The following is a 20,143-nucleotide window of genomic DNA, read 5'->3' on the forward strand; positions in this document are numbered from 1 at the left end:
AAATGCACAAAATGTTCAATACAGCTCGATATATTTTCACACTGATATTACTTGGTACTGCCGTTTTTGCGCAGGCGCAACAAGACACCACGCTTACGAAGGAGGTTGAGGTTACAAAAGCATACAAACCCACACTTTCTGATGCCAACAAACTAAACAGCATGCCAACAATTGATGAAACGGAACACCAAAAACCGACATTCAATTACAACATCAACAGTCAACCTGTTTTTAGCACCTTTTCGGTGAATCCGTTAAAAGCAGCCATTGTTGAAACATCAAAAGATCAAGACAACGGTTATGGTTTGGTACGCGCCGGATTGGGAACAACTTTCCGCCCGTATGGCGAGGTTTTCTTTAATAATCAGAATTCAAGAAATTCGTTGTTTGGAATTCATGCCATGCACCTTTCGTCGTTTGACGATATTGAACTGGAAGGCGGCAATAAAGTGGATGCACCGTTTATGAAAAACGAAGTTGATCTGTTTGTAAAACACCTGGTTCAAGACAACGTCCTTTCGGTGAACCTGGATTTCAAACACGATGCATTTAATTACTATGGTTACCCGTTAACTGCCGTTACTGATCCTTTGCTCGAAGACGCTCAGACTATAAATTATTTCGATACCAAACAGTCGTTTGCAAAAGGCGGCATTAACATCGGGCTTAAAAACCCGACTGCCGAATACGATGATGCAACTATTGGTTTTGATTTTACCTACCACTATTTTGGAACAAAAACCGATCAGCGCGAACATTACGCCAATTTTGTATTGGATGTGCAGCAACCAATGGTTACCGGCGTTGGACTGCTTGAAGGTGGCGTTTTATACACACAGGCCAGGGATATTTATCTGCAGGCCGACTCAACAACCGGCAACCGTTCGCAAATTATTATTCACGCCAAACCGGCCTGGTTTGTAGGCGACGAAACAGCAAATATTACACTGGGAGTAAACACCTGGTTTATTATGGTTTCCGACGAAGATACCGAAGCTAAAATTTCGCCTAATATCCGCGCCAACTGGGCACCGGTTCCGGAGCTGATAAATCTGTATGCCGGAATTGATGGCGATTACGTTAGCAATTACTATTCAAAAATAGCCTACGAAAATCCATTTGTCGATCCGGAGCACGATGTAATGAATTCGTTCCAAAAGTTTCGTTTTTACGGTGGTTTCGATGGTAAGTTCTCGAAAAAGACCAACTTTAAAATTTCGGCAGAATATGCTATAATCGACAACCAACCGTTTTACTACCTGAGCGAAGCATTATATCTCGATCCGGCATACAATCCTGCCCCATCGATTGTTGACAATACTTTTAAGTTTTTATACGACAATATCGACCGCCTAAAGTTAAATGCAGAAGTATTTCACGCTTCATCAGACAAGGTTGATTTAACCGCATCGGTAAATTATTACACCTATAAACTCGACGAGCAGGAAGAAGCCTGGAACCTTCCGAAATGGGATGCTAATTTGAATATTGGGTACAAAGTAAGCGAACAACTCAGTTTGTCGGCCGATATCTTTTTAATGGGCGAAAGAAAAGCTTTGATCGTGGAACAACCTGATCTACCGCTTGCATATCCAACAAACATTATTCTGCCAAGTGCAATATACAAATCCAGTAATCTTGAGACTGCATTCGACCTTAACGTAAAAGGCAACTACCAGATCACCAACCAATTTTCAGTATTTGCCCAACTCAACAACTTTGGTTTTCAAAAATATCAACGCTGGTTCGGATACCCGGTACAAAGCTTTAATATGCTGGCCGGCATAAGCTATTCGTTCTAAACAATACTAACAACTCAATTCGGTAAAAGGGAGGCAAAAGCTTCCCTTTTTTCGTGACAGACCAACAAAACTCACAAATTTAAATCCTACCTGACCTAAAGCATTTTTCCCTTTTGAGGGAAAATGTCGACAGACAAAAGGGTAAAGTCCGTGGGGCATTTTGTTATTTTCTACCCCTCACCCTATCGGGAGCTCCCCTTAAAATGGGAGCCTGTTTCTGACATTTCTATACACTCCAAACGAACCTATTTAATCCTCTTAAATAATTCCAAATCGAGCTGTTTTTCGTAAAAATCTATGCCATTTTTTGCCGTTTTTTCAGTCCAATTTTCTCCGAAATAAAAACCGGCTGCTTCACCCTCATTTTGAGGTTAATATTTTGTTGAAAAATAAGGTCTTTTAACACATTAAAAACAGCACATTTCTGCCTATTTTTTATATATTTGTGGCGTGATTATCAGATCATTTTTAGAACAAGATAAGAGCTTAAAAATCAACTAGTTTTCTTCGAAAAGTTTTAAGGAATTTTTTGCGGGGGAAACTATTTTATTTTAGAGGATTTAATTTTAACAAACAGAGATGAGCGAAATTGAAAAAAATGAAGTCCAAAGCAATGGCAACGGAAACTACGGAGCAGATAGTATCCAGGTGCTTGAAGGTTTGGAAGCAGTAAGAAAAAGGCCGTCGATGTACATTGGCGACACCAACGAAAAAGGGTTACACCATTTGGTATACGAAGTGGTTGATAACTCGATCGATGAAGCATTGGCCGGTTACTGTAACAACATTGAAGTTATTATTCATGAAAATAATTCCATCACTGTAAAAGATGATGGACGCGGTATTCCCACCGAAAAACACTCAAAAGAAAATAAATCGGCGCTGGAAGTGGTAATGACAGTACTTCACGCCGGTGGAAAATTCGATAAAGATTCGTACAAAGTTTCGGGTGGTTTGCATGGTGTAGGTGTATCGTGTGTGAACGCACTTTCTACCTACCTGAAAGCAGAAGTGCACCGCGACGGAAAAATTTATGTACAGGAATACGCTATTGGGAAACCACAGGGCGATGTTCAGGTTATTGGTACAACCGACAAAACAGGTACTCAGGTTACATTCCAGCCTGATGCCAGTATCTTCCTTTCCACCGTATATAAATATGAAATTCTGGCGGCCCGTTTACGCGAGCTGGCTTTCCTTAATGCAGGAATCAAATTAAGAATTATCGATGAGCGTGTGACGGAAGAAGATGGCTCATTTAAATCGGAAGACTATTTTTCGGAAGAAGGATTAAAAGAGTTTGTTGAATACCTTGATGGTACTCGTGAAAAACTAATTGACGATGTGGTTCACATAACCACCGAGAAAAATGGTATTCCAGTTGAAATCGCTTTGCAATACAACACTTCTTTCTCTGAGAATATTCACTCTTACGTGAATAACATTAACACCATTGAAGGAGGAACGCATTTAACCGGTTTCCGCAGAGGTTTAACCAGAACCTTGAAAAACTATGCTGACCAAAGCGGAATGCTCCAAAAACTGAAATTTGACATCAGTGGAGACGATTTCCGTGAAGGATTGACCGGTATTATTTCGGTTAAGGTTCAGGAACCACAGTTTGAAGGTCAGACGAAAACCAAATTAGGTAACTCTGAAGTGAGTTTATCAGTTGACCAGGCGACCAGTGAAGCCTTACAAAACTACCTCGAGGAAAATCCAAAGGCAGCCAAGCAGATTGTACAAAAGGTAATTTTGGCAGCTCAGGCGCGTCACGCGGCGCGTAAAGCCCGCGAAATGGTGCAACGTAAAAACGCACTTTCGGGTGGTGGTTTACCGGGAAAACTGAGCGACTGCTCGGAAAAAGACCCTTCAAAATGCGAAGTATTCCTTGTCGAGGGAGACTCGGCAGGTGGTACGGCAAAACAAGGCCGCGACCGCAGAACTCAAGCAATTCTGCCACTGCGTGGTAAAATCCTGAACGTGGAAAAAGCCATGCAACATAAAATCTTCGAAAACGAAGAGATTAAAAATATATTTACAGCATTGGGTGTAACCATTGGTACTGATGAAGATTCAAAAGCACTCAATATGGAAAAATTAAGGTATCACAAGATTGTGATCATGACCGATGCCGACGTTGACGGTAGTCACATTGCAACGCTTATTATGACCTTCTTTTTCCGCTATATGAACGATCTGATTAAAAGAGGTCACCTTTATATTGCAGCTCCACCACTTTTCCTTATAAAAAAAGGAAAGAGAGAAGCATATGCATGGTCAGAGAAACAACGTCTGCAACTCATTGAAGAATGGGCCGACGGTAACGAAAGTGCTGTTCACACGCAGCGTTACAAAGGTTTGGGAGAGATGAATGCCGAGCAACTTTGGTCAACTACCATGAACCCTGAGCAACGTACATTGCAACAGGTAACCATTGAAAATGCTGCTGAAGCTGACCACATTTTCTCCATGCTTATGGGCGACGATGTACCGCCGCGTCGTAAGTTTATCGAAGACCACGCTACCTACGCAAATATTGATGCGTAAATTAGATTTGAGATTTTAGTAATGTGTAGTTAAACACAGCTACTTACACACTAAAATTTCATTCACGATATATAGAAAACCGGGTAATGCCCGGTTTTCTCTTCTCATTACTAATTACTCACTACTCATATCTTTATTTAAATGAATATCTGTGTTTTCTGCTCATCAAGCAATGCCATAAACGATAAATATTTCGAGGCCGCACAAAACTTAGGCGAGTTAATTGGTAAAGGAGGGCACAATCTTATTAATGGTGGCGCCAATGTTGGACTGATGGAAGCAGCTACCATTGCCGCCAGCAAAGCAGGTGCAAAAACGGTGGGTATTATTCCCGAACGAATGATTGGCAGGTCGCTGGCCTCCAACAACTCGCACGAAGTAATAATTACCACCGATATGATGGAACGGAAAGCACAAATGCGCGACATGTCGGATGCTTTTATTGCATTGCCCGGTGGTTTTGGTACACTCGAAGAAATACTGGAGGTTATTACACTTCGTCAACTCTCCTACCACCATAAACCAATTGTTTTTGTGAACACAAATAATTTTTTCGACTACCTTTTTAAACAATTTGAGCTTTCGTATGTCGAACTATTTGCAAAGGATATTTACCGACAATTATATTTTGTGGCAGAAACGCCGGAAGAAGCAATGAAATACATCGAAAATTACGAGGAAGTAGAACTCGATTCGAAATGGTTTAAGGTGCCCGAAAAATAATTGATTGTTTTTGTAATTATTAATACGATAAATTGTCGTATTATATGCGCGTTCTGTCAAACCATACTGACATACTTTCAGTTGATACCGTTTTTATTTTCACTTTTTAACACATCAGGCAATTACGTGTTAAATTATGCAAAATAGCGGCATTCACTGGCCAACGAGCAAAACAGTGGCAGTAAATTTGCGTTCTTAGTTGCCTAAGAAAACAAGAACGTTTAAAAATTTTTAAGTTATGAAAAGAGTAGGAAGAATTTCGCTGACATTTTTACTTGTTATAGCAGGTGCATTTGTAGGAGTTTGGGCTTACAGCACTTTTTTCGACAAGCCACAGGTGGTAACAGTGAAAGAAGAGCAAGCAGCACGATTTGTTAATTACCCCGCCGACAGTGAACAACAGTTACCCGATTTAACTTTTGCCGCCGAAAAATCGATTCATGCGGTTGTACATATTGCCACACAATCAGTTCGTACCGGGCAATGGTCGAGCGGCAACCCGTTTCTTGATGAGTTTTTTGGCCTGCAAAGACAACAACCACAGGTGAGACAGGGTTTTGGATCCGGTGTTATTATGTCGGAAGACGGATACATTATTACCAATAACCACGTAATTGAAGATGCACAAAACATTAAAGTAATACTAAACGATAAACGCGAGTTTGAAGCCCGGTTGGTAGGAACCGATCCTTCGACCGATATTGCCCTTTTAAAAGTTGACGCTGAAGATTTGCCTTATCTAACTTATGGCAATTCTGATAATCTGAAACTTGGCGAATGGGTTTTAGCCGTTGGTAATCCGTTTAATCTTACATCTACAGTTACAGCAGGTATCATCAGTTCGCAAGGACGTAACCTGGGAATTAACCAGGACCGCTACCGAATCGAGTCATTTATTCAGACTGATGCGGCTGTAAACCCTGGAAACAGTGGAGGTGCACTGGTTAACCAACAAGGTAATCTGATTGGAATAAACACTGCAATTGCCTCCCGTACCGGATCATATTCAGGATATTCTTTTGCAGTACCGGTTACTATCGTAAAAAAAGTTGTTGAAGACTTAAAAGAATTTGGAGAGGTACAACGCGCTTTACTTGGCGTAAATATTGGCGATGTAAATGCAGAAATTGCTGAAGAACTGAACCTTGACAAGGTGGAAGGTGTTTATATAGGTGGAGTCGTTGAGAACGGAGCTGCCAACGAAGCCGGCATAAAAGAGGAAGATGTAATAATCAGCGTTGATGGAGATAAAGTAAAAACAGCAGCCGAGCTACAGGAAAAAGTTAGTCAGTACCGTCCGGGCGACAATGTTGACATTGTTGTAATTAGAGACAATGAAAAGAAACAATTTACCGTTACCTTGCGTAACAAACATGGCGACACCGAAATAGTACGCGACAATATAACCGTACTGGGTGCCGAGTTTGAGACAGTGAGTAACAGTGTTAAACAGGATTTGGGAATCAATAACGGCATCATGATAACCAACCTAAACAAAGGAAAACTAAAGGATGCCGGTCTCGAAAAAGGTTTTATTATTACCTCGGTAAACAAAAAACCTATTTACGAGGTATCAGATTTTAAGAGAGAAGTTGGAAATGCGAGAGGAGGAATTCTGGTTGAAGGTGTTTATCCGAATGGGGAATCAGCATACTATGTTTTTGGCGTAGAACGTTAACATTCAAAGTACATAACCTTTAACTTTGTATTAATTACAAAATACGATGAGCTTTCTCCTTGACCATTAGATATTAATGTTCTATATTTGCACGATTTTTTAAGGATTATATATGAGACAACTAAAGATCACAAAGTCGATCACTAACCGTGAAAGTGCCTCTTTAGATAAGTATTTGCAGGAAATTGGTAAAGAAGAGCTGATTACTGTAGAGGAGGAAGTGGAATTAGCACAGCGGATTAAAAAAGGCGATCAGGCGGCTTTGGAGAAATTAACAAGAGCAAACCTTCGATTTGTAGTATCGGTGGCAAAGCAGTACCAAAATCAGGGACTTAGCTTACCCGACTTAATTAACGAAGGAAACCTTGGTTTGATTAAAGCAGCCGAAAAGTTCGACGAAACCCGCGGTTTTAAGTTCATTTCTTACGCAGTATGGTGGATTCGCCAATCTATTCTTCAAGCGCTTGCAGAGCAGTCGCGTATTGTTCGTTTGCCTCTGAACCAGGTAGGTTCGCTGAATAAGATCAATAAGGCTTATTCAAAATTTGAGCAAGAACACGAACGTAAACCGTCGCCTGAAGAGTTAGCTGAAACATTGGAGCTTCCTGCTGATAAGGTTTCTGATACTTTAAGAGTATCAGGAAGACATGTTTCTGTTGATGCACCATTTGTTGATGGTGAAGACAACAGCCTGTTGGATGTATTGGTGAACAATGATTCGCCAAATGCAGACAGAAGCCTTATCAACGAATCATTGGCTAGAGAAATTTTCCGCGCATTAGCAACATTGACTGAGCGAGAAAGTGACATCATTAAACTGTTTTTTGGCATAGGGTGCCAGGAAATGACATTAGAGGAGATCGGTGAACGATTTGGATTAACCCGCGAAAGGGTAAGACAGATAAAAGAAAAGGCTATCAGACGATTAAGACATACATCGCGTAGCAAATTATTAAAATCATATCTGGGCTAGGAGAAAAAGAAAAGGTTGTCATTACAAAATGGCAACCTTTTTTATTTTATATATTTATTAAAACAGTCTTTAGTCAATCGGCATCTCAATATACTCAGACTTCTCTCCTTCATCACTTTCCTTAACCTCTTCTTCCCCATTCTTGCTATTTGTACTCTTACTTGCAATTAAAGCCCACGCCATAATTAAACTGGTGGCAATAATTACCACAAACAATACGGCTCCTTCAAATTTTTCGGCCCGTAACGATTCTGGAATGGCAAAAAACAGCAGCACGGTAATCAACCCTTTTGGGGCAATAAAGGTTTGTGGCAGCGTATCTTTTCGTTCAATCACGTAGAATAAGCCAAAACGTAAGATGTAAGTTACAGCCAGGAAAATAACACTGATCAGCCACACTTTCCAGCTAAATAACGACGCAAGCGGTAAAGTCATCCCAAAAACAACGAAGAAGAAAGTACGCACCAAAAAGGCGGTTTCTGTGGTAATCATATTAAACTGATCAAAAAGACCATCAATTCTTGCATCGTTTAACCACTCACGGAGCCTTCCGAAAAGCAAAACTTTGTAATTACGTAACAGAAGGCCAAACATTAAAATTATAATTAACGACGACAGATGAAACATTTTTCCAACGGCATAAAGCAAAACCAGCACCGCCAAAAACAGGAAAAACTTTGCATCGCCTTTAATATTTTGAATGATATATAGTAAACCATAACACAGTACCACCGAAATTACCAGTGTAAGTACAATGTTACTGCCAATGGCAAAACTTAACTGGCGCATCCCTTCAACATGGAGGTTTTCAACAATCATGTAAAACACCATAATACCCAAAATATCAGAGAATGTACTTTCGTAAATCAGAAACTCCCGCTTGTATTTTGTAAGGTTAGCAACACTTGGTATGATGATAGCACTGCTCATTATTGAAAGTGGCAACGCGTAAACCAGTGCCGGTAAGAAATTGATTTCGGGGATAAAAAACTGAATGATAAATGCAATTGAAACGGCTGTTAATCCCAGTGACAAAGAAGCGATGGTAAACGATTTCCAAATGATTGGCCAGTTCTCCTTCTTTAACTCAAGGTCGAGAGCAGCTTCAAGCACGATCATGATCAACCCAACAATTCCCAGTACTTCGAGTGCCCAGAAATAATCGGGCTCCATTTCAAAGTAGGTCATTAACTGCTGCACACCAACTCCCAGTAATATTAAAATCAACACACTGGGCACATTGGTTTTCCGCGAAAACATATTGGTGAAAAAAGAAAATATTATAATGACACAAAGGCCAATAAGAAAGAGGTATGCATTCATACAGAAAACTTTGTTTTAAGTTACACAAACAGTTCGATTATGCAATTGTTTTAACGAAAATCTGTAGCTTAAATCTCCCGGCCGGAAACACTTCATACTCAGTAAATACTAATAGAGTAGCTGATTAAATTATATTTCCATCCGGATAGATTTCCATATCAAATATACCAATGTTGCCGATGTTACAGGTAATTTCGGGACAAATGATATCTGGTACACGCACTTTTTTATACTACTCAATCAATTTCGTATTGTTTTCCTCCTTTAAGACTTATAAGTAACCATTACACTTTGGTCTTATCGTGCTTTTTTAAATGCATTATATGTTCTCTTGCCATAAATTGCAATTACAACAAAGCAGATAAAAGGCAAAACAAACGAAAAGTTCACTGCCGGAAGCGGCCCGATAGTCCCCTGGTCGATAATTAAACCCTGCAGTGGAGGCATTAATGCTCCGCCCACAATTGCCATTACCAAACCGGCAGCTCCAAGCGTTGCATCGTCGCCAACATCTTCAAGCGCAATCCCGTAAATGGTTGGAAACATCAGCGACATAAAAGCCGACGTGGCCACCAGTAAATACAAGCCCATCATTCCCTGAATTAAAACTACTCCGGCCGTTGTACACATTCCGCCTATGGCAAAAAGCAGTAACATATAACGGGCGTTCAGGTATTTCATTAAAAAAGTACTGATAAAACGACTGGTGATAAAAATCGCCATGGCAATAATATTGAAATTCTGAGCCTGCGCTTTTGGAATCCCAAGATTATCAGCATACTGAATAATGAAAGTCCAGCACATGATTTGTGCCCCCACGTAGAATACCTGGGCAATTACGCCTTCCCGGTATATTTTGTTGCGGAATAATCGTTTTGCCGAGTGCCACGGATGAATTTCATGATCAGCACTTTCGCGTTTCGGCATTTTTGAAACAGCAATAATAATCAGCATTAAAATTACTACAAACCCTAAAATCACATACGGATTGCGTATTACCGACAGATCGTTGGTACGTATTGCTGCTTTTTCGGCTGCATTTAAAGTATCAAAAATCAGGTTTCCGGTAGCATCCCGCTTATCCGACTCCAACGACGAAAGAATGAGTTTTGAGGCCACAAACATTCCCAATATCGATCCCATTGGATTAAACGATTGCGCCAGGTTTAAACGACGTGTTGCCGTTGCCGGATCGCCCATCGATAAAATATAAGGATTGGCTGTGGTTTCCAAGAAAGCCAAACCAAAAGTAAGGATGTACAGCGACACGAGGAAGAATCCAAAAATTTCGTATTGTGCAGCAGGAAAAAACAACAAGGCACCAACGGCATATAAGGCCAGGCCAACAATAATTCCGGTTTTATACGAATATCGTTTTATAATTAACGCCGCCGGAATCGCCATGGTAGCATATCCGCCATAAAATGCAAACTGTACCATAGCTGCTTTTGCGTTGGAAATTTCCATTACCGTTTGAAACGCAGCCACCATCGGGTTGGTCAAATCATTGGCAAACCCCCAAAGGGCAAATAAACTGGTTATAAGTATAAAGGGAACAAGAATTTTCTTGTCCACAACAATTGGTTTTGTTTTATTCATTGGTTTAATAGTTTTACTAAAATACTGGTAGTTAGTACAGTTTTAGCAAGTTACCCGGCAACATTACTGGGCACAACTTTCTACAGGTACTCTGATTTATTATTAGCTTTTAGTTGTTCAACAATTTTTTTAATATCCTCTGCATTATCGCGTTTGCAAACCAGGGTTGTATTTCCGTCGCGCACAACAATTACATCGTCGAGGCCAACCACAGCAACCAGTCCATCGTCGGTAGACACGTACGAGTTTTTTGCATCCAAGAAGATGGCCTCTCCCATTCCGGCATTGCCATTTTCATCCTTCTTATCGGTTTGATATACCGACTCCCAGCTCCCCAGGTCATTCCAATCGAAATTTCCTTCAACCAGGTAAATGTTTTTGGCGTGCTCCATAATGCCATAATCAACCGAAATACTCTCAACAGCGCGGTAAATGGAATCAAGCGTTTCAGGATATGAAGGATTGCCCAAATCAGCCTGAATTTTGCGTAAATCTGCATATAACTCCGGGGCAAATTCTTCAACTGCTTTCAGAAAAACCGATACTTTAAAAACAAATAATCCGCTGTTCCAGTAAAAACCACCTTGTTTCAGGTAATCGGCTGCAGTGGCTTCATCCGGTTTTTCCACAAAACGTTCCACTTTAAACTGCTTTATCTTTTCGTTGCCGGTAATATCTTCGGCAGTTTGTACGTAGCCATAGCCCGTTGCCGGATATGTTGGCGTAATTCCAAGTGTAACAATACCATCGCGTTCGTTAGCAATTTTGGCAGCGGCCAAAACCGTGTCTTCAAACAAAGCAGTATTTGTAATTAAATGATCGGAAGGTGAAACTACCATTACGCCGTCAGGATCTTCGCGTTCGGCATACATCGCCGCCAAACCAATACATGGCAAGGTATTTCTGCCAACCGGCTCGTAAATCAGGTTTTCTTTGGGTAACATCGGAGTTTGTTCCTCCAATACTTTTGCCTGTGTAGCACTTGAAACTATGTAGATATTTTCTTTTTTGGTGAAAGTTGCAAATCGTTCAATGGTGTCCTGAAGCAGCGATTGTTCGCCAAAAATATTCAGGTATTGTTTTGGTTTTGCCGTTTTACTGCGTGGCCAGAACCGTGTTCCTGATCCACCTGCCATGATCAGGGTATAAATCTTATCCATATTACTAAAAATTAAAAATACGGATGAAAATACGAATCTAAAATTACTTCGCTAGTAAACAATGGTAATTTCTGCTGATTTTTTTGTTAAGAAAATTCTCAGGCGCTACTTACAACCTCACTAAATTTTAAACACAACAGCTAATTCGAATCCTATTTCGCGGCTTTTTGTTCTTCAATTAACTGTTGAACATCCTTCAATAACGACTCTATATCACCTTTATTGAACCGGTTCACTAAGCAACCACAATAGCGGATTCCTAATGGGTAAATTCCGGATTACTTCCTGGGTTTTAGGATAACCTTCCAATGTTTTCCACAACTCGATGTATTCCTTTTTCTGATAGGCTTTTTCGGCAAAAAGCAAAAACGGATGCCGAACCGGCCATTCTTCCCAGTACATTACATCGGGCTGCAAAGGCCACGAGGACTTGTCCATAACAAAGGGAAACAAATATTCAGCTCCCAACTCCAGGTTTTTACCGTCTGCCGTACTAAATTCATAAAGATTGTTGTTTTCATCACTCAGAATCTCAGCAGTGGTAAAAAACGCGTCGAGGTTAAACAATGAATATCCATAGGGTTTGGTACGTTCCAGTTCCAATGGAAACGATCCGTTCTCTCCCATTTGATTTGGAAGCAGAATTTCCTTAAAACGATCACGGCACATTTTCAGTACCTTTTCATTATCGGTTAACCGGGCAAAAGCAGCAACCTGCATCATCCAGCAAGTGGCGTGGTTATTTTTGGTATTCATTTCGTCCAAACCATACGGGTGAGTGGTCAGCCACTGAACAAACTCATCAAACCACGCCTTAATCTGATTAATTTTCTCCTGATCAACAGCACTGTTTTGCTCCAGAATCTCAACCGAGCGCGCTACTTCAATTAAATGAATGGCATCGATAATTCCGATACCCCGCCCGGTAACCCGTCCTTTTATGGCTTGTACATAAAGTAAACTTGGATTCATCCTGGTTTCAGGATTTACAAACCAGGCTTCCAAATGTTTGAGCGAAGCCGCTGCAAATCTCTTATCGCCGGTGAGCAGATAAGCCGATGTTTCACGTCCTAGAATCTGGCTAAAACGAATCATCGCCAGCCGGTGCGCAACAAAATTGTCGGGATTCGTTTGACCGTCGCGGCGAATATACGGCCCATCCGGATTTTCCGGATCAGGCCACCAGTAGTCGCCCTCGGAGTAAAAATCGTGTGGTCCGCCGGCACTGCGTTCACAAACAGTAGCGGTTACTGTAAGCGGCAAACTATCTAAATATTCCGTTGCCGTTTTAATGATGTACTGCTGCTCCGTTTCTGCAATGTACGGTACTTGCTTTTTCTGTGAGCAGGATAGCCCGAACATACAAACGAAGAGAAGCAAAATCACAGTGTTTGCTTTATAATAGTTGGTTTGTTGCTGCATTTACAATGAATTGGATTACTGTACTAAATCTTTGTAATTACTACCTGGTCTTTACCTTTTACTTTCGGATTTTTGTACTCCAGAATGATCCGGGTAATCACATCCCAATACCTTTTTAAACCTTTATCGGTTACAGGAATCACCTCAACTTTAGGAGTAAAAAGTTTTGTATCATATTTCATTTGAAGCGTAAACTCGTCTCCAGCCAGATTGATGGTACCATCACCGTTATCGCTTACCTTTCCTGATGTGATAAAATTCAAGCTGGTAGGTTTATCTGTTAGTTCTTCCAGCTCGTAAGAATTGGAAACAGTAAATTTCTTTCCCCTGTCCAAACGATAAGTGCGCACCCATTTTTTTACTTGTGCTTCTTTAGGATAGGCACCGGCGATATCGGTAGAAAAAATTGCTTTTTTTGAATCGGCACTAAAAGTAGAATTCTTCGCTTCATAGTTCCGGCCTTCTTTCTGATCAACACCATTTATTTTTGGCAACTGATGATAGCCCGATTGCATGGTCCATATCTCATATCTTCTGCTACTAAACGTTTTTGCGGTATAGGTTTCGCGGCCTATGTCTACCAAACAGGGTTTGCCATCGAAGTACAAAACAAAAGATCCCAAATCGTTGTGGTTGTGGCTTTCAGCATTGTGTCCGCCTTTAGCTGCAAAGTAAAACCCATCGGTTGAGCCAGCCATATCGCGCGCACCTGCCACTTGTGTTTCAGGCAGCCAGAAATCGCTGATCAATGCATTTTCAGCTTCTACATCCGCAATCTCTTTTAAAAACATTAGTTGCATAATCTGCTCATCCACTTTTCCTCCCGGAGGTTTAACTCCCCAGTCTTGTTTTTCGGCGAGAAATGCGCCAAACTTCTGCATAACAGGGTCGCCAATATCTTTTCCATAACTGTAAATTATCTGTGGTCGGCCTCCCGTTGTAGCATCGGCATCGGCAAAATTCACAAAATACGGGTAATTTACGTAGGCTTTATAAATATAATTCCCCATGTTCCTGATGAGCTGATTATCGAAAACATCGAATTTGCCATTGGTAGCACGTTTTAAAAGATCGAGGTTTTGATAAAGAGAAGCGCCTGCCCTGCCCCAATACGAAGGGCCCTCATCGCAACCGCCATCATTCGGGTAAACATTTATAAACTGATCGAGCGACCGTACCACTTTGTCCACCCCGGCAATTTTCTTATCCTGATCGTCTTCCAGAATTAAAATCGAAGTAAGTATATTATGGTTGGTCCATGGATTCCAGTTGTTAACATCGCGGCTTCCATCAAGCCCCTGCCACCAGAAATCATTGCGTTCGTAGTACGGAATCACCGCCTTTTTCATGATTTCATCTTTCAGGCGTTTCGCGATAAGCGGATGCACCTTATCAAATTCATCTTTAAACAAAAACCAGGTCCACGAAAGGATATTGGAGATTTCGCCAACCCCTAAATCAATAGTTGGTTCATCGGCATCGGGCAAACCATGTGGCGCTTTTTGCGACGTTAGATGCGCCGACCATCCCCACCAGGTTTGTTCGCTATAATACCAAACGCCGTTAATTATTTGGTCAATAAAACGTCCTTGCCCTTCTGTAAGCTCCGCCATTACCGAAGCCACTAATGCAGCGCGTGGTGCGGAATAGGCTTCCTGCCTACGATCGCCCGAACGAATTATCTCGAGATAATCGGTTGCTTTAACCACCGGCCAATCATAATCAAGATATTCTTCTCCTTCCTTAATATAGGCCGTCCGGATTTCCTCCGGTAAATTATTCCAGAAATCTCTGCTTTTATAAGTAGGAAAATCCAGGTCTGAAAAATCCTCTATAAGTACTTTTTCTATTCCAACTACACTTGCTTCTTTTTGAAGGATGTCTCTTTTTTCTTTTGAAAAACTGCTCATAACTAAGCTGCTGAAAAGAAAAAGAATAAATAGTTTTTTCATGATTATCAGGTTTTAGTTTTTGTATGGTTCGTATACTTGTGACAAATATTCTCGTTCAACCTTCAGATTTAAAAGGAATTGATCCGTATTAAAATTTCGTTTTCTCCCGGTGCCAGACGCATTGATCCAAACGACAGATTCACGGTTTGCCCGTTAAGACTCACCTCCGCATTTTCAGGAAAATCAGTTTTAAACTCACCAACCATGTTTGCCGGTAATTCAATTACGTATTTCGACAAACGATTATTTACCTTTTCATATTTACCTTGAATGGGGCCTTTTATCGTCGGCACTTTAATGGAACTAAATTCCAGATTAGCCAGTTGAGGGTGTATAGTTGCCACTCCAAATCCCGGTGTTTTGGGCTGAATCCCCCACATGTTTCGGGCAACAATGTTTGCAGGAGCCGCTCCCCAGGCGTGGTTCCAGTCGGAATTAGGTTTGTACTTCATGTCCCAGGCTTCCATTGTAATAGTTGATCCCACTTTTATCATATTGTACCAACTTCGATCGTGTGTGGCAGTCATCAACTCCAGACCATAATCAGCCGCTCCGGCATTGTAAACCGCTTCCATCAGATACTGAGCGCCGTATACGCTGCATGCCATGCCGCGGGTTTTCATATAATCAGCTACCGACTCTTTATACTCATCAGGAACCACACCAAATGCCAAAGGAAACATGTTGGCATGTACGGAACCATGGTCTGTCCCGATTCCATCGGTATAGTATCCCTTTTCCTTGTTGTATAATTTTTGATTGATTGATTTTTTAACTTTCGCAGCCCTTAGTTTAAAATCGAGCGCTTCTTCGGTTTTTCCCAATAACTGCGCAAATTCAGCCATAATTTCCATATTTCGGTAGTACATGGAATTAATGACCGTATTAACCGGACGAAAAACAAAACCATCGTCTTCTCCCATTGTTCCCCATCCTCCGGCCTGAGGCCAGTCAACAATATCGCGAACACGTTGGGTAGTATCTGCAAATCCGAGCTGAGCCATTACTTCACCGTTCAGTTTTGGCGATTTGGTGCTAATAAAACCATCCTCATCGTCAAGCATCATTAGTGTTTTATATTTCAACGGCTCGTAATATTTTTCAATAAGCTCGGTATTTCCGGTGTACATGTAATCCTGATAAAAGAGCAGTGCTACATGCAGTTGCCATTCGGTTGGCCATGTGGGAAAATCCATAAAATATTCGATGGTCTTTCGGGCAATAGCATATTCATTATCCACCGAATAATGACTCAACTGATTCAGATAAGCATCGGCTTCATACGGTATTCGTTCGCGATCTCCATCCACATAGTAACCCGCAAACGAAGTTGCTTTTTGCGAGTATTTACATAATTCCCATACCTGATTTAAGATATCGTTTGAACAAGTAAACGAGCTTGTTTGATCGTTGAAATAAGTAAAATAAGCCACCTGAGTTAAATCTCCGGATTCCAAATCTTCAGCCCCTTCTATTTCAACATACCGGAAAGGCATTATCACCGGAAATGAATCGGGCAAAGCCACGGCAACCGACTTCGTATTTCGCTCGTCAGGAACAAGTTCAATCTGGTATTCTGATATTCCGGGCCTAACATCTAGTTGTAATTCCGCAAAACGAATGGTACCGCCGGGTTCACGATCAATTTTTCCATCTGAAAGTTTCTCCCCTAACCGGATCTTCAACGTCTGTTCTTTTTTAGGCGAATAATTTAAACAAAGCGTTCCGAAAGCAGCTTTCCCAAAATCAGCAAAATAACTTCCATCTGCATTCTTTATCAAAGCATCGGGTTTTATCTTTTCCACCAAAAACCAATTACCCGAAGATATTTTATCGCCAAATGTTCCTGTTGTAAATTCCTGAACTGGCGAGTATTCCGACAAGCGGTTGTCTATGTCATAAATCCGTACTTTCCAAAAATAAGTTTGATTTTCCTTTAGCGGATCGCAGTCAGGCTCAACGTTTGCCGACTGACTGCCGGCTACGCGGCCACTATCCCAAATATCGCCAATATTGTTGTCGATATTTTCTCTGGTTGATGCTAGTAGCACCTGGTAAGCTTTCTGCGTAACAGCATCTTCGGGGATCATCCATCCAAACTCGGGTTTACTGTCGATAATCCTTGCAAATTTCGGTTCACGAATCAGTTCCACTGTTAATCCAAACGGCACTCCTGATAAAGGACCTTTGTATCGCTGAACAAGCTCATCGTTTTTTGTCCGTAGTTCCTGCAGTACTTTATTATACTTTGCATCCTTTGCCAAATTCGTTGTTTCTTTTGGATCGTCTTTCAGCGAATACAATTCTTCAACTGTTTTATTGTTGATGTAGCGCAGGTATTTCCAGTCTTTTGTACGCACTCCTTCGCTGGGAGGAATATTTGCAAATTCCCAAAGGTGTTCAATAAGAACCGTGTCGCGATTCAGCGATTTTTCCTTTCCGGAAACTACCGGAATCAGACTCTTGCCCTGATAAATATCGGGTGCTTTTATACCGGCCAGATCGAGAATAGTTGCGGGGATATCAATATTCAGCGCCATTTCCGATATATCGCGGTGTTTCTTCACGCGCGGATCATAAACAATCATTGGCACTCGTACCGAATTATCGTACATCAGCCATTTTCCGGCCAGTTGTCGTTCTCCCAAAAACTGCCCGTTATCGCCCATCAAAATAATTACTGTATTTTTTTCGAGTCCTTTCTCTTTTAATTTTTCCCTGATTTTTGCGATTTCAAGGTCAATACCATTAATCATTCGATAGTACCCTTTTACACTGTGTTGGTACTTTTCGGGCGTATCGTATCGCCAGTGCCAGCGCGTGCGGTTAAAACCTTGTCGAACCGCTTCAGGCAAGGAATTGAAATACTTATCGTCGGCCAGTTCAGGAGCAGGCATTTCCATATTTTGATACAACTTTCCGGGCTCCTCCTGCCAGAAATACTGTTCGGGAGCGTTATCATGGGCATGTGGTGCACTGAAACTCAACGACAAACAAAAAGGTTTTTCTGCCGGAGCCTGATCGATAAAATCAAGGGCTTTCTGGCCTGTATAACGGGTAAGGTGAACCGTATCACCATCCAGTGTTTTATAATAATAGCCCCTGTAATCAGGAAAGCTGTTGTTACGGTCGTAATCTTCAATTACATCGAACATCTTTTCTTTTCCCTGAAAATTCACTCCGAACTTGCCAAAAAAACCGTTATAATACCCGGCTTCTTTTAACAGCTTCGGATAGGCGGTTTCCATTAATTCGTTACGTATCGGGCCGGTTTGAAAAGTGTATTTATGCGTACGTTCATGCACCCCACTAAAAATACTCGCTCGACTTGCAGAACAAATTGGAGTAGTCACCATTGCCTGCGAAAAATAAACCCCATTTTCGGCCAGTTTATCCATCTCCGGAGTTTGTATGATCTTATTCCCGGCATACCCCAGGGCACTCCAGCGCTGATCATCGGTGAGAATAAAAATAATATTTGGCTTCTGTGTTGTTTGTGCAAAAATGCACAAGCCATTCAGAAAAAATCCAATCAGTAAAATCAACTTCATCCAGGAAATTTTAAACATGTTTAGTAAACTTTTACAGGTTTTTCGTAATCATCTTTCATTTGGTATGGCAATTTCCAAATATTACCGTCAAAATCGCCAAAATATATTTCAGACTTGCTGAATTCATGCGAATGTCCATCGGCCCAAAAGTAACAAAACGGCGCCTTACAATTAACCGGCTTTCGTACGTAAGAATGGCTCATTACACTGTTTTCCGTCAGTTGGCGCTCTATCGCCCAGGTTTGCCCTGAATCATCCGAAACCCAAACAGCCAGTTCTCCGCCAACTCCCCATTTTTGTGGCCCGGGTTCGGTAGGTCCAACAACCTTCCAAGTATTGCCTTGTATAAACAGACTTCCCATATCGTAGTTGTGATCCGACTCCGTTACCCGAAATGTTTGCCAATGTGCTCCGTTCCATTTGGTAACACACCATTCATACGGCTCGCTTACGCTGCCCGGTTCGTGCCCCGAACTTCTGATATAAAGACATGCCGGATTACCATCGTTATCGAAAGCCATATCTTTTAGGTATAAATTTTTGTTTTGTGATGCATAGTCGACAACACGTGCCGGCGATGTTATATCAGTAAGCGGGATATCCAATTTGATACCATCAACTGTCGTCCAGCTTTTCCCCAGATCTCCGGTTTGCACATAGTATAAATCAGTTCGTTTATCTACATCACCGTTAGGATGCCGGTTAAAAAAGGTTCCCAAAACTTTTCCGTTATAACAATTACTTGTTTGGTAATGTCCCGATTTTTCTCCTTTGTTTACAGGAATGGCAGCCAACATTTTATCTTCTGTCCAGTTTTTACCGTCACTGCTCGATTCGAAATAAAGCTGACGAACTCCCGTATATTTGGTAAAAAAATGAAAATAGCCAAAATCAGTATTCCATGGTTGTGGATAGGTCATTTCTTCCTCGGTAATTTTCTCGAATTCATCAATACTTAAAGGTTTTGTACTACGGTACTTAACCCCCATTCGATGCCGGCCCCGACCACTGACAAATACCCATATATAATCCTCATCATCAATCATAATTGATGGATTGTCGTGCGGATCGTTTACGCCATCTTTATCGCAGACGATAGTTGGTTTGGCCACCGTACCCGTTTTGTGATCATATTCTCCGATCATACATAGCAGGTGGCGCTCATTTTCCGAAGTAGTTCCACCATATACAAAAAACGTTTTGTTTGCTTTTTCAGAATAAATGGCCAGAGGAACGTGTTTGGCCGTGTAGGTTCCCAATGCGCCGGAGTATTTATCACCAGCCGCATATTTTTGTCCCAACTCAAACCAAATAGCCCGGTAACCATCCACTTTTTTGCTCGAGAAAGACTGCGCATTCCCCCAAAAAAACAGCGTCGTAAATATCAGGCTTAGAATAATCTTTAGCATC

12 protein-coding genes are annotated in these 20,143 nt (G+C 41.3%); 5 read left to right on the forward strand and 7 right to left on the reverse strand.

What is annotated here, in order from left to right:
- The first annotated feature begins 11 nt into the window (after positions 1-11).
- From LH29_RS20390 to LH29_RS20410, 5 genes are all read left to right on the forward strand, one after another.
- Positions 12-1,802, forward strand: a complete 1,791-nt coding sequence (locus tag LH29_RS20390) for a TonB-dependent receptor (protein ID WP_157493777.1) — start codon at positions 12-14, stop codon at positions 1,800-1,802.
- 579 nt (positions 1,803-2,381) lie between these two features.
- Positions 2,382-4,352 carry a DNA topoisomerase (ATP-hydrolyzing) subunit B gene (gyrB, locus tag LH29_RS20395; protein WP_045033137.1) on the forward strand — a complete coding sequence of 657 codons (1,971 nt, stop codon included), beginning with the start codon at positions 2,382-2,384 and terminating at the stop codon, positions 4,350-4,352.
- A 141-nt stretch (positions 4,353-4,493) separates the two neighbouring features.
- Positions 4,494-5,075 (forward strand): LOG family protein, encoded by a 582-nt coding sequence (locus tag LH29_RS20400; protein ID WP_045033138.1) that lies wholly within the window; start codon positions 4,494-4,496, stop codon positions 5,073-5,075.
- A gap of 238 nt (positions 5,076-5,313) precedes the next feature.
- Positions 5,314-6,753 carry a Do family serine endopeptidase gene (locus tag LH29_RS20405; RefSeq protein WP_045033139.1) on the forward strand — a complete coding sequence of 480 codons (1,440 nt, stop codon included), beginning with the start codon at positions 5,314-5,316 and terminating at the stop codon, positions 6,751-6,753.
- A 112-nt stretch (positions 6,754-6,865) separates the two neighbouring features.
- A complete protein-coding gene (locus tag LH29_RS20410; protein ID WP_045033140.1) occupies positions 6,866-7,726 on the forward strand; it encodes a sigma-70 family RNA polymerase sigma factor in 861 nt (286 codons plus the stop codon).
- 69 nt (positions 7,727-7,795) lie between these two features.
- Here the strand turns inward: LH29_RS20410 and LH29_RS20415 are convergent, their stop codons facing one another.
- The 7 genes from LH29_RS20415 to LH29_RS20445 form a co-directional block, all read right to left on the reverse strand.
- Positions 7,796-9,049: a cation:proton antiporter domain-containing protein gene (locus LH29_RS20415; RefSeq protein ID WP_045033141.1), complete on the reverse strand. Its 1,254-nt coding sequence runs from the start codon at positions 9,047-9,049 to the stop codon at positions 7,796-7,798.
- A gap of 297 nt (positions 9,050-9,346) precedes the next feature.
- Positions 9,347-10,648 (reverse strand): L-fucose:H+ symporter permease, encoded by a 1,302-nt coding sequence (gene fucP / locus LH29_RS20420; RefSeq protein ID WP_045033142.1) that lies wholly within the window; start codon positions 10,646-10,648, stop codon positions 9,347-9,349.
- 80 nt (positions 10,649-10,728) lie between these two features.
- Positions 10,729-11,808 (reverse strand): mannose-1-phosphate guanylyltransferase, encoded by a 1,080-nt coding sequence (locus tag LH29_RS20425; protein ID WP_045033143.1) that lies wholly within the window; start codon positions 11,806-11,808, stop codon positions 10,729-10,731.
- A 219-nt stretch (positions 11,809-12,027) separates the two neighbouring features.
- Complete coding sequence (locus LH29_RS20430) at positions 12,028-13,230, reverse strand: alginate lyase family protein (RefSeq protein WP_052671125.1); 1,203 nt, start codon at positions 13,228-13,230, stop codon at positions 12,028-12,030.
- Positions 13,231-13,253: 23 nt separating this feature from the next.
- Positions 13,254-15,182, reverse strand: coding sequence for a heparinase II/III domain-containing protein (locus LH29_RS20435; RefSeq protein WP_045033144.1), 1,929 nt, complete (start codon positions 15,180-15,182; stop codon positions 13,254-13,256).
- Between the two features lie 68 nt (positions 15,183-15,250).
- Positions 15,251-18,733: a sulfatase-like hydrolase/transferase gene (locus LH29_RS20440; RefSeq protein WP_045033238.1), complete on the reverse strand. Its 3,483-nt coding sequence runs from the start codon at positions 18,731-18,733 to the stop codon at positions 15,251-15,253.
- A 20-nt stretch (positions 18,734-18,753) separates the two neighbouring features.
- Positions 18,754-20,142, reverse strand: a complete 1,389-nt coding sequence (locus LH29_RS20445) for a BNR-4 repeat-containing protein (RefSeq protein WP_045033145.1) — start codon at positions 20,140-20,142, stop codon at positions 18,754-18,756.
- Position 20,143 lies beyond the last annotated feature (1 nt).

The sequence above is a fragment of the Draconibacterium sediminis genome, assembly GCF_000949475.1.
Taxonomy (GTDB): domain Bacteria; phylum Bacteroidota; class Bacteroidia; order Bacteroidales; family Prolixibacteraceae; genus Draconibacterium; species Draconibacterium sediminis.

Coding starts and splice junctions, on each gene's coding strand:
- LH29_RS20390 (WP_157493777.1), top strand. CDS start 12: ATGTTCAATACAGCTCGATATATTTTCACACTGATATTACTTGGTACT.
- gyrB (WP_045033137.1), top strand. CDS start 2,382: ATGAGCGAAATTGAAAAAAATGAAGTCCAAAGCAATGGCAACGGAAAC.
- LH29_RS20400 (WP_045033138.1), top strand. CDS start 4,494: ATGAATATCTGTGTTTTCTGCTCATCAAGCAATGCCATAAACGATAAA.
- LH29_RS20405 (WP_045033139.1), top strand. CDS start 5,314: ATGAAAAGAGTAGGAAGAATTTCGCTGACATTTTTACTTGTTATAGCA.
- LH29_RS20410 (WP_045033140.1), top strand. CDS start 6,866: ATGAGACAACTAAAGATCACAAAGTCGATCACTAACCGTGAAAGTGCC.
- LH29_RS20415 (WP_045033141.1), bottom strand. CDS start 9,049: ATGAATGCATACCTCTTTCTTATTGGCCTTTGTGTCATTATAATATTT.
- fucP (WP_045033142.1), bottom strand. CDS start 10,648: ATGAATAAAACAAAACCAATTGTTGTGGACAAGAAAATTCTTGTTCCC.
- LH29_RS20425 (WP_045033143.1), bottom strand. CDS start 11,808: ATGGATAAGATTTATACCCTGATCATGGCAGGTGGATCAGGAACACGG.
- LH29_RS20430 (WP_052671125.1), bottom strand. CDS start 13,230: ATGCAGCAACAAACCAACTATTATAAAGCAAACACTGTGATTTTGCTT.
- LH29_RS20435 (WP_045033144.1), bottom strand. CDS start 15,182: ATGAAAAAACTATTTATTCTTTTTCTTTTCAGCAGCTTAGTTATGAGC.
- LH29_RS20440 (WP_045033238.1), bottom strand. CDS start 18,733: ATGAAGTTGATTTTACTGATTGGATTTTTTCTGAATGGCTTGTGCATT.
- LH29_RS20445 (WP_045033145.1), bottom strand. CDS start 20,142: ATGCTAAAGATTATTCTAAGCCTGATATTTACGACGCTGTTTTTTTGG.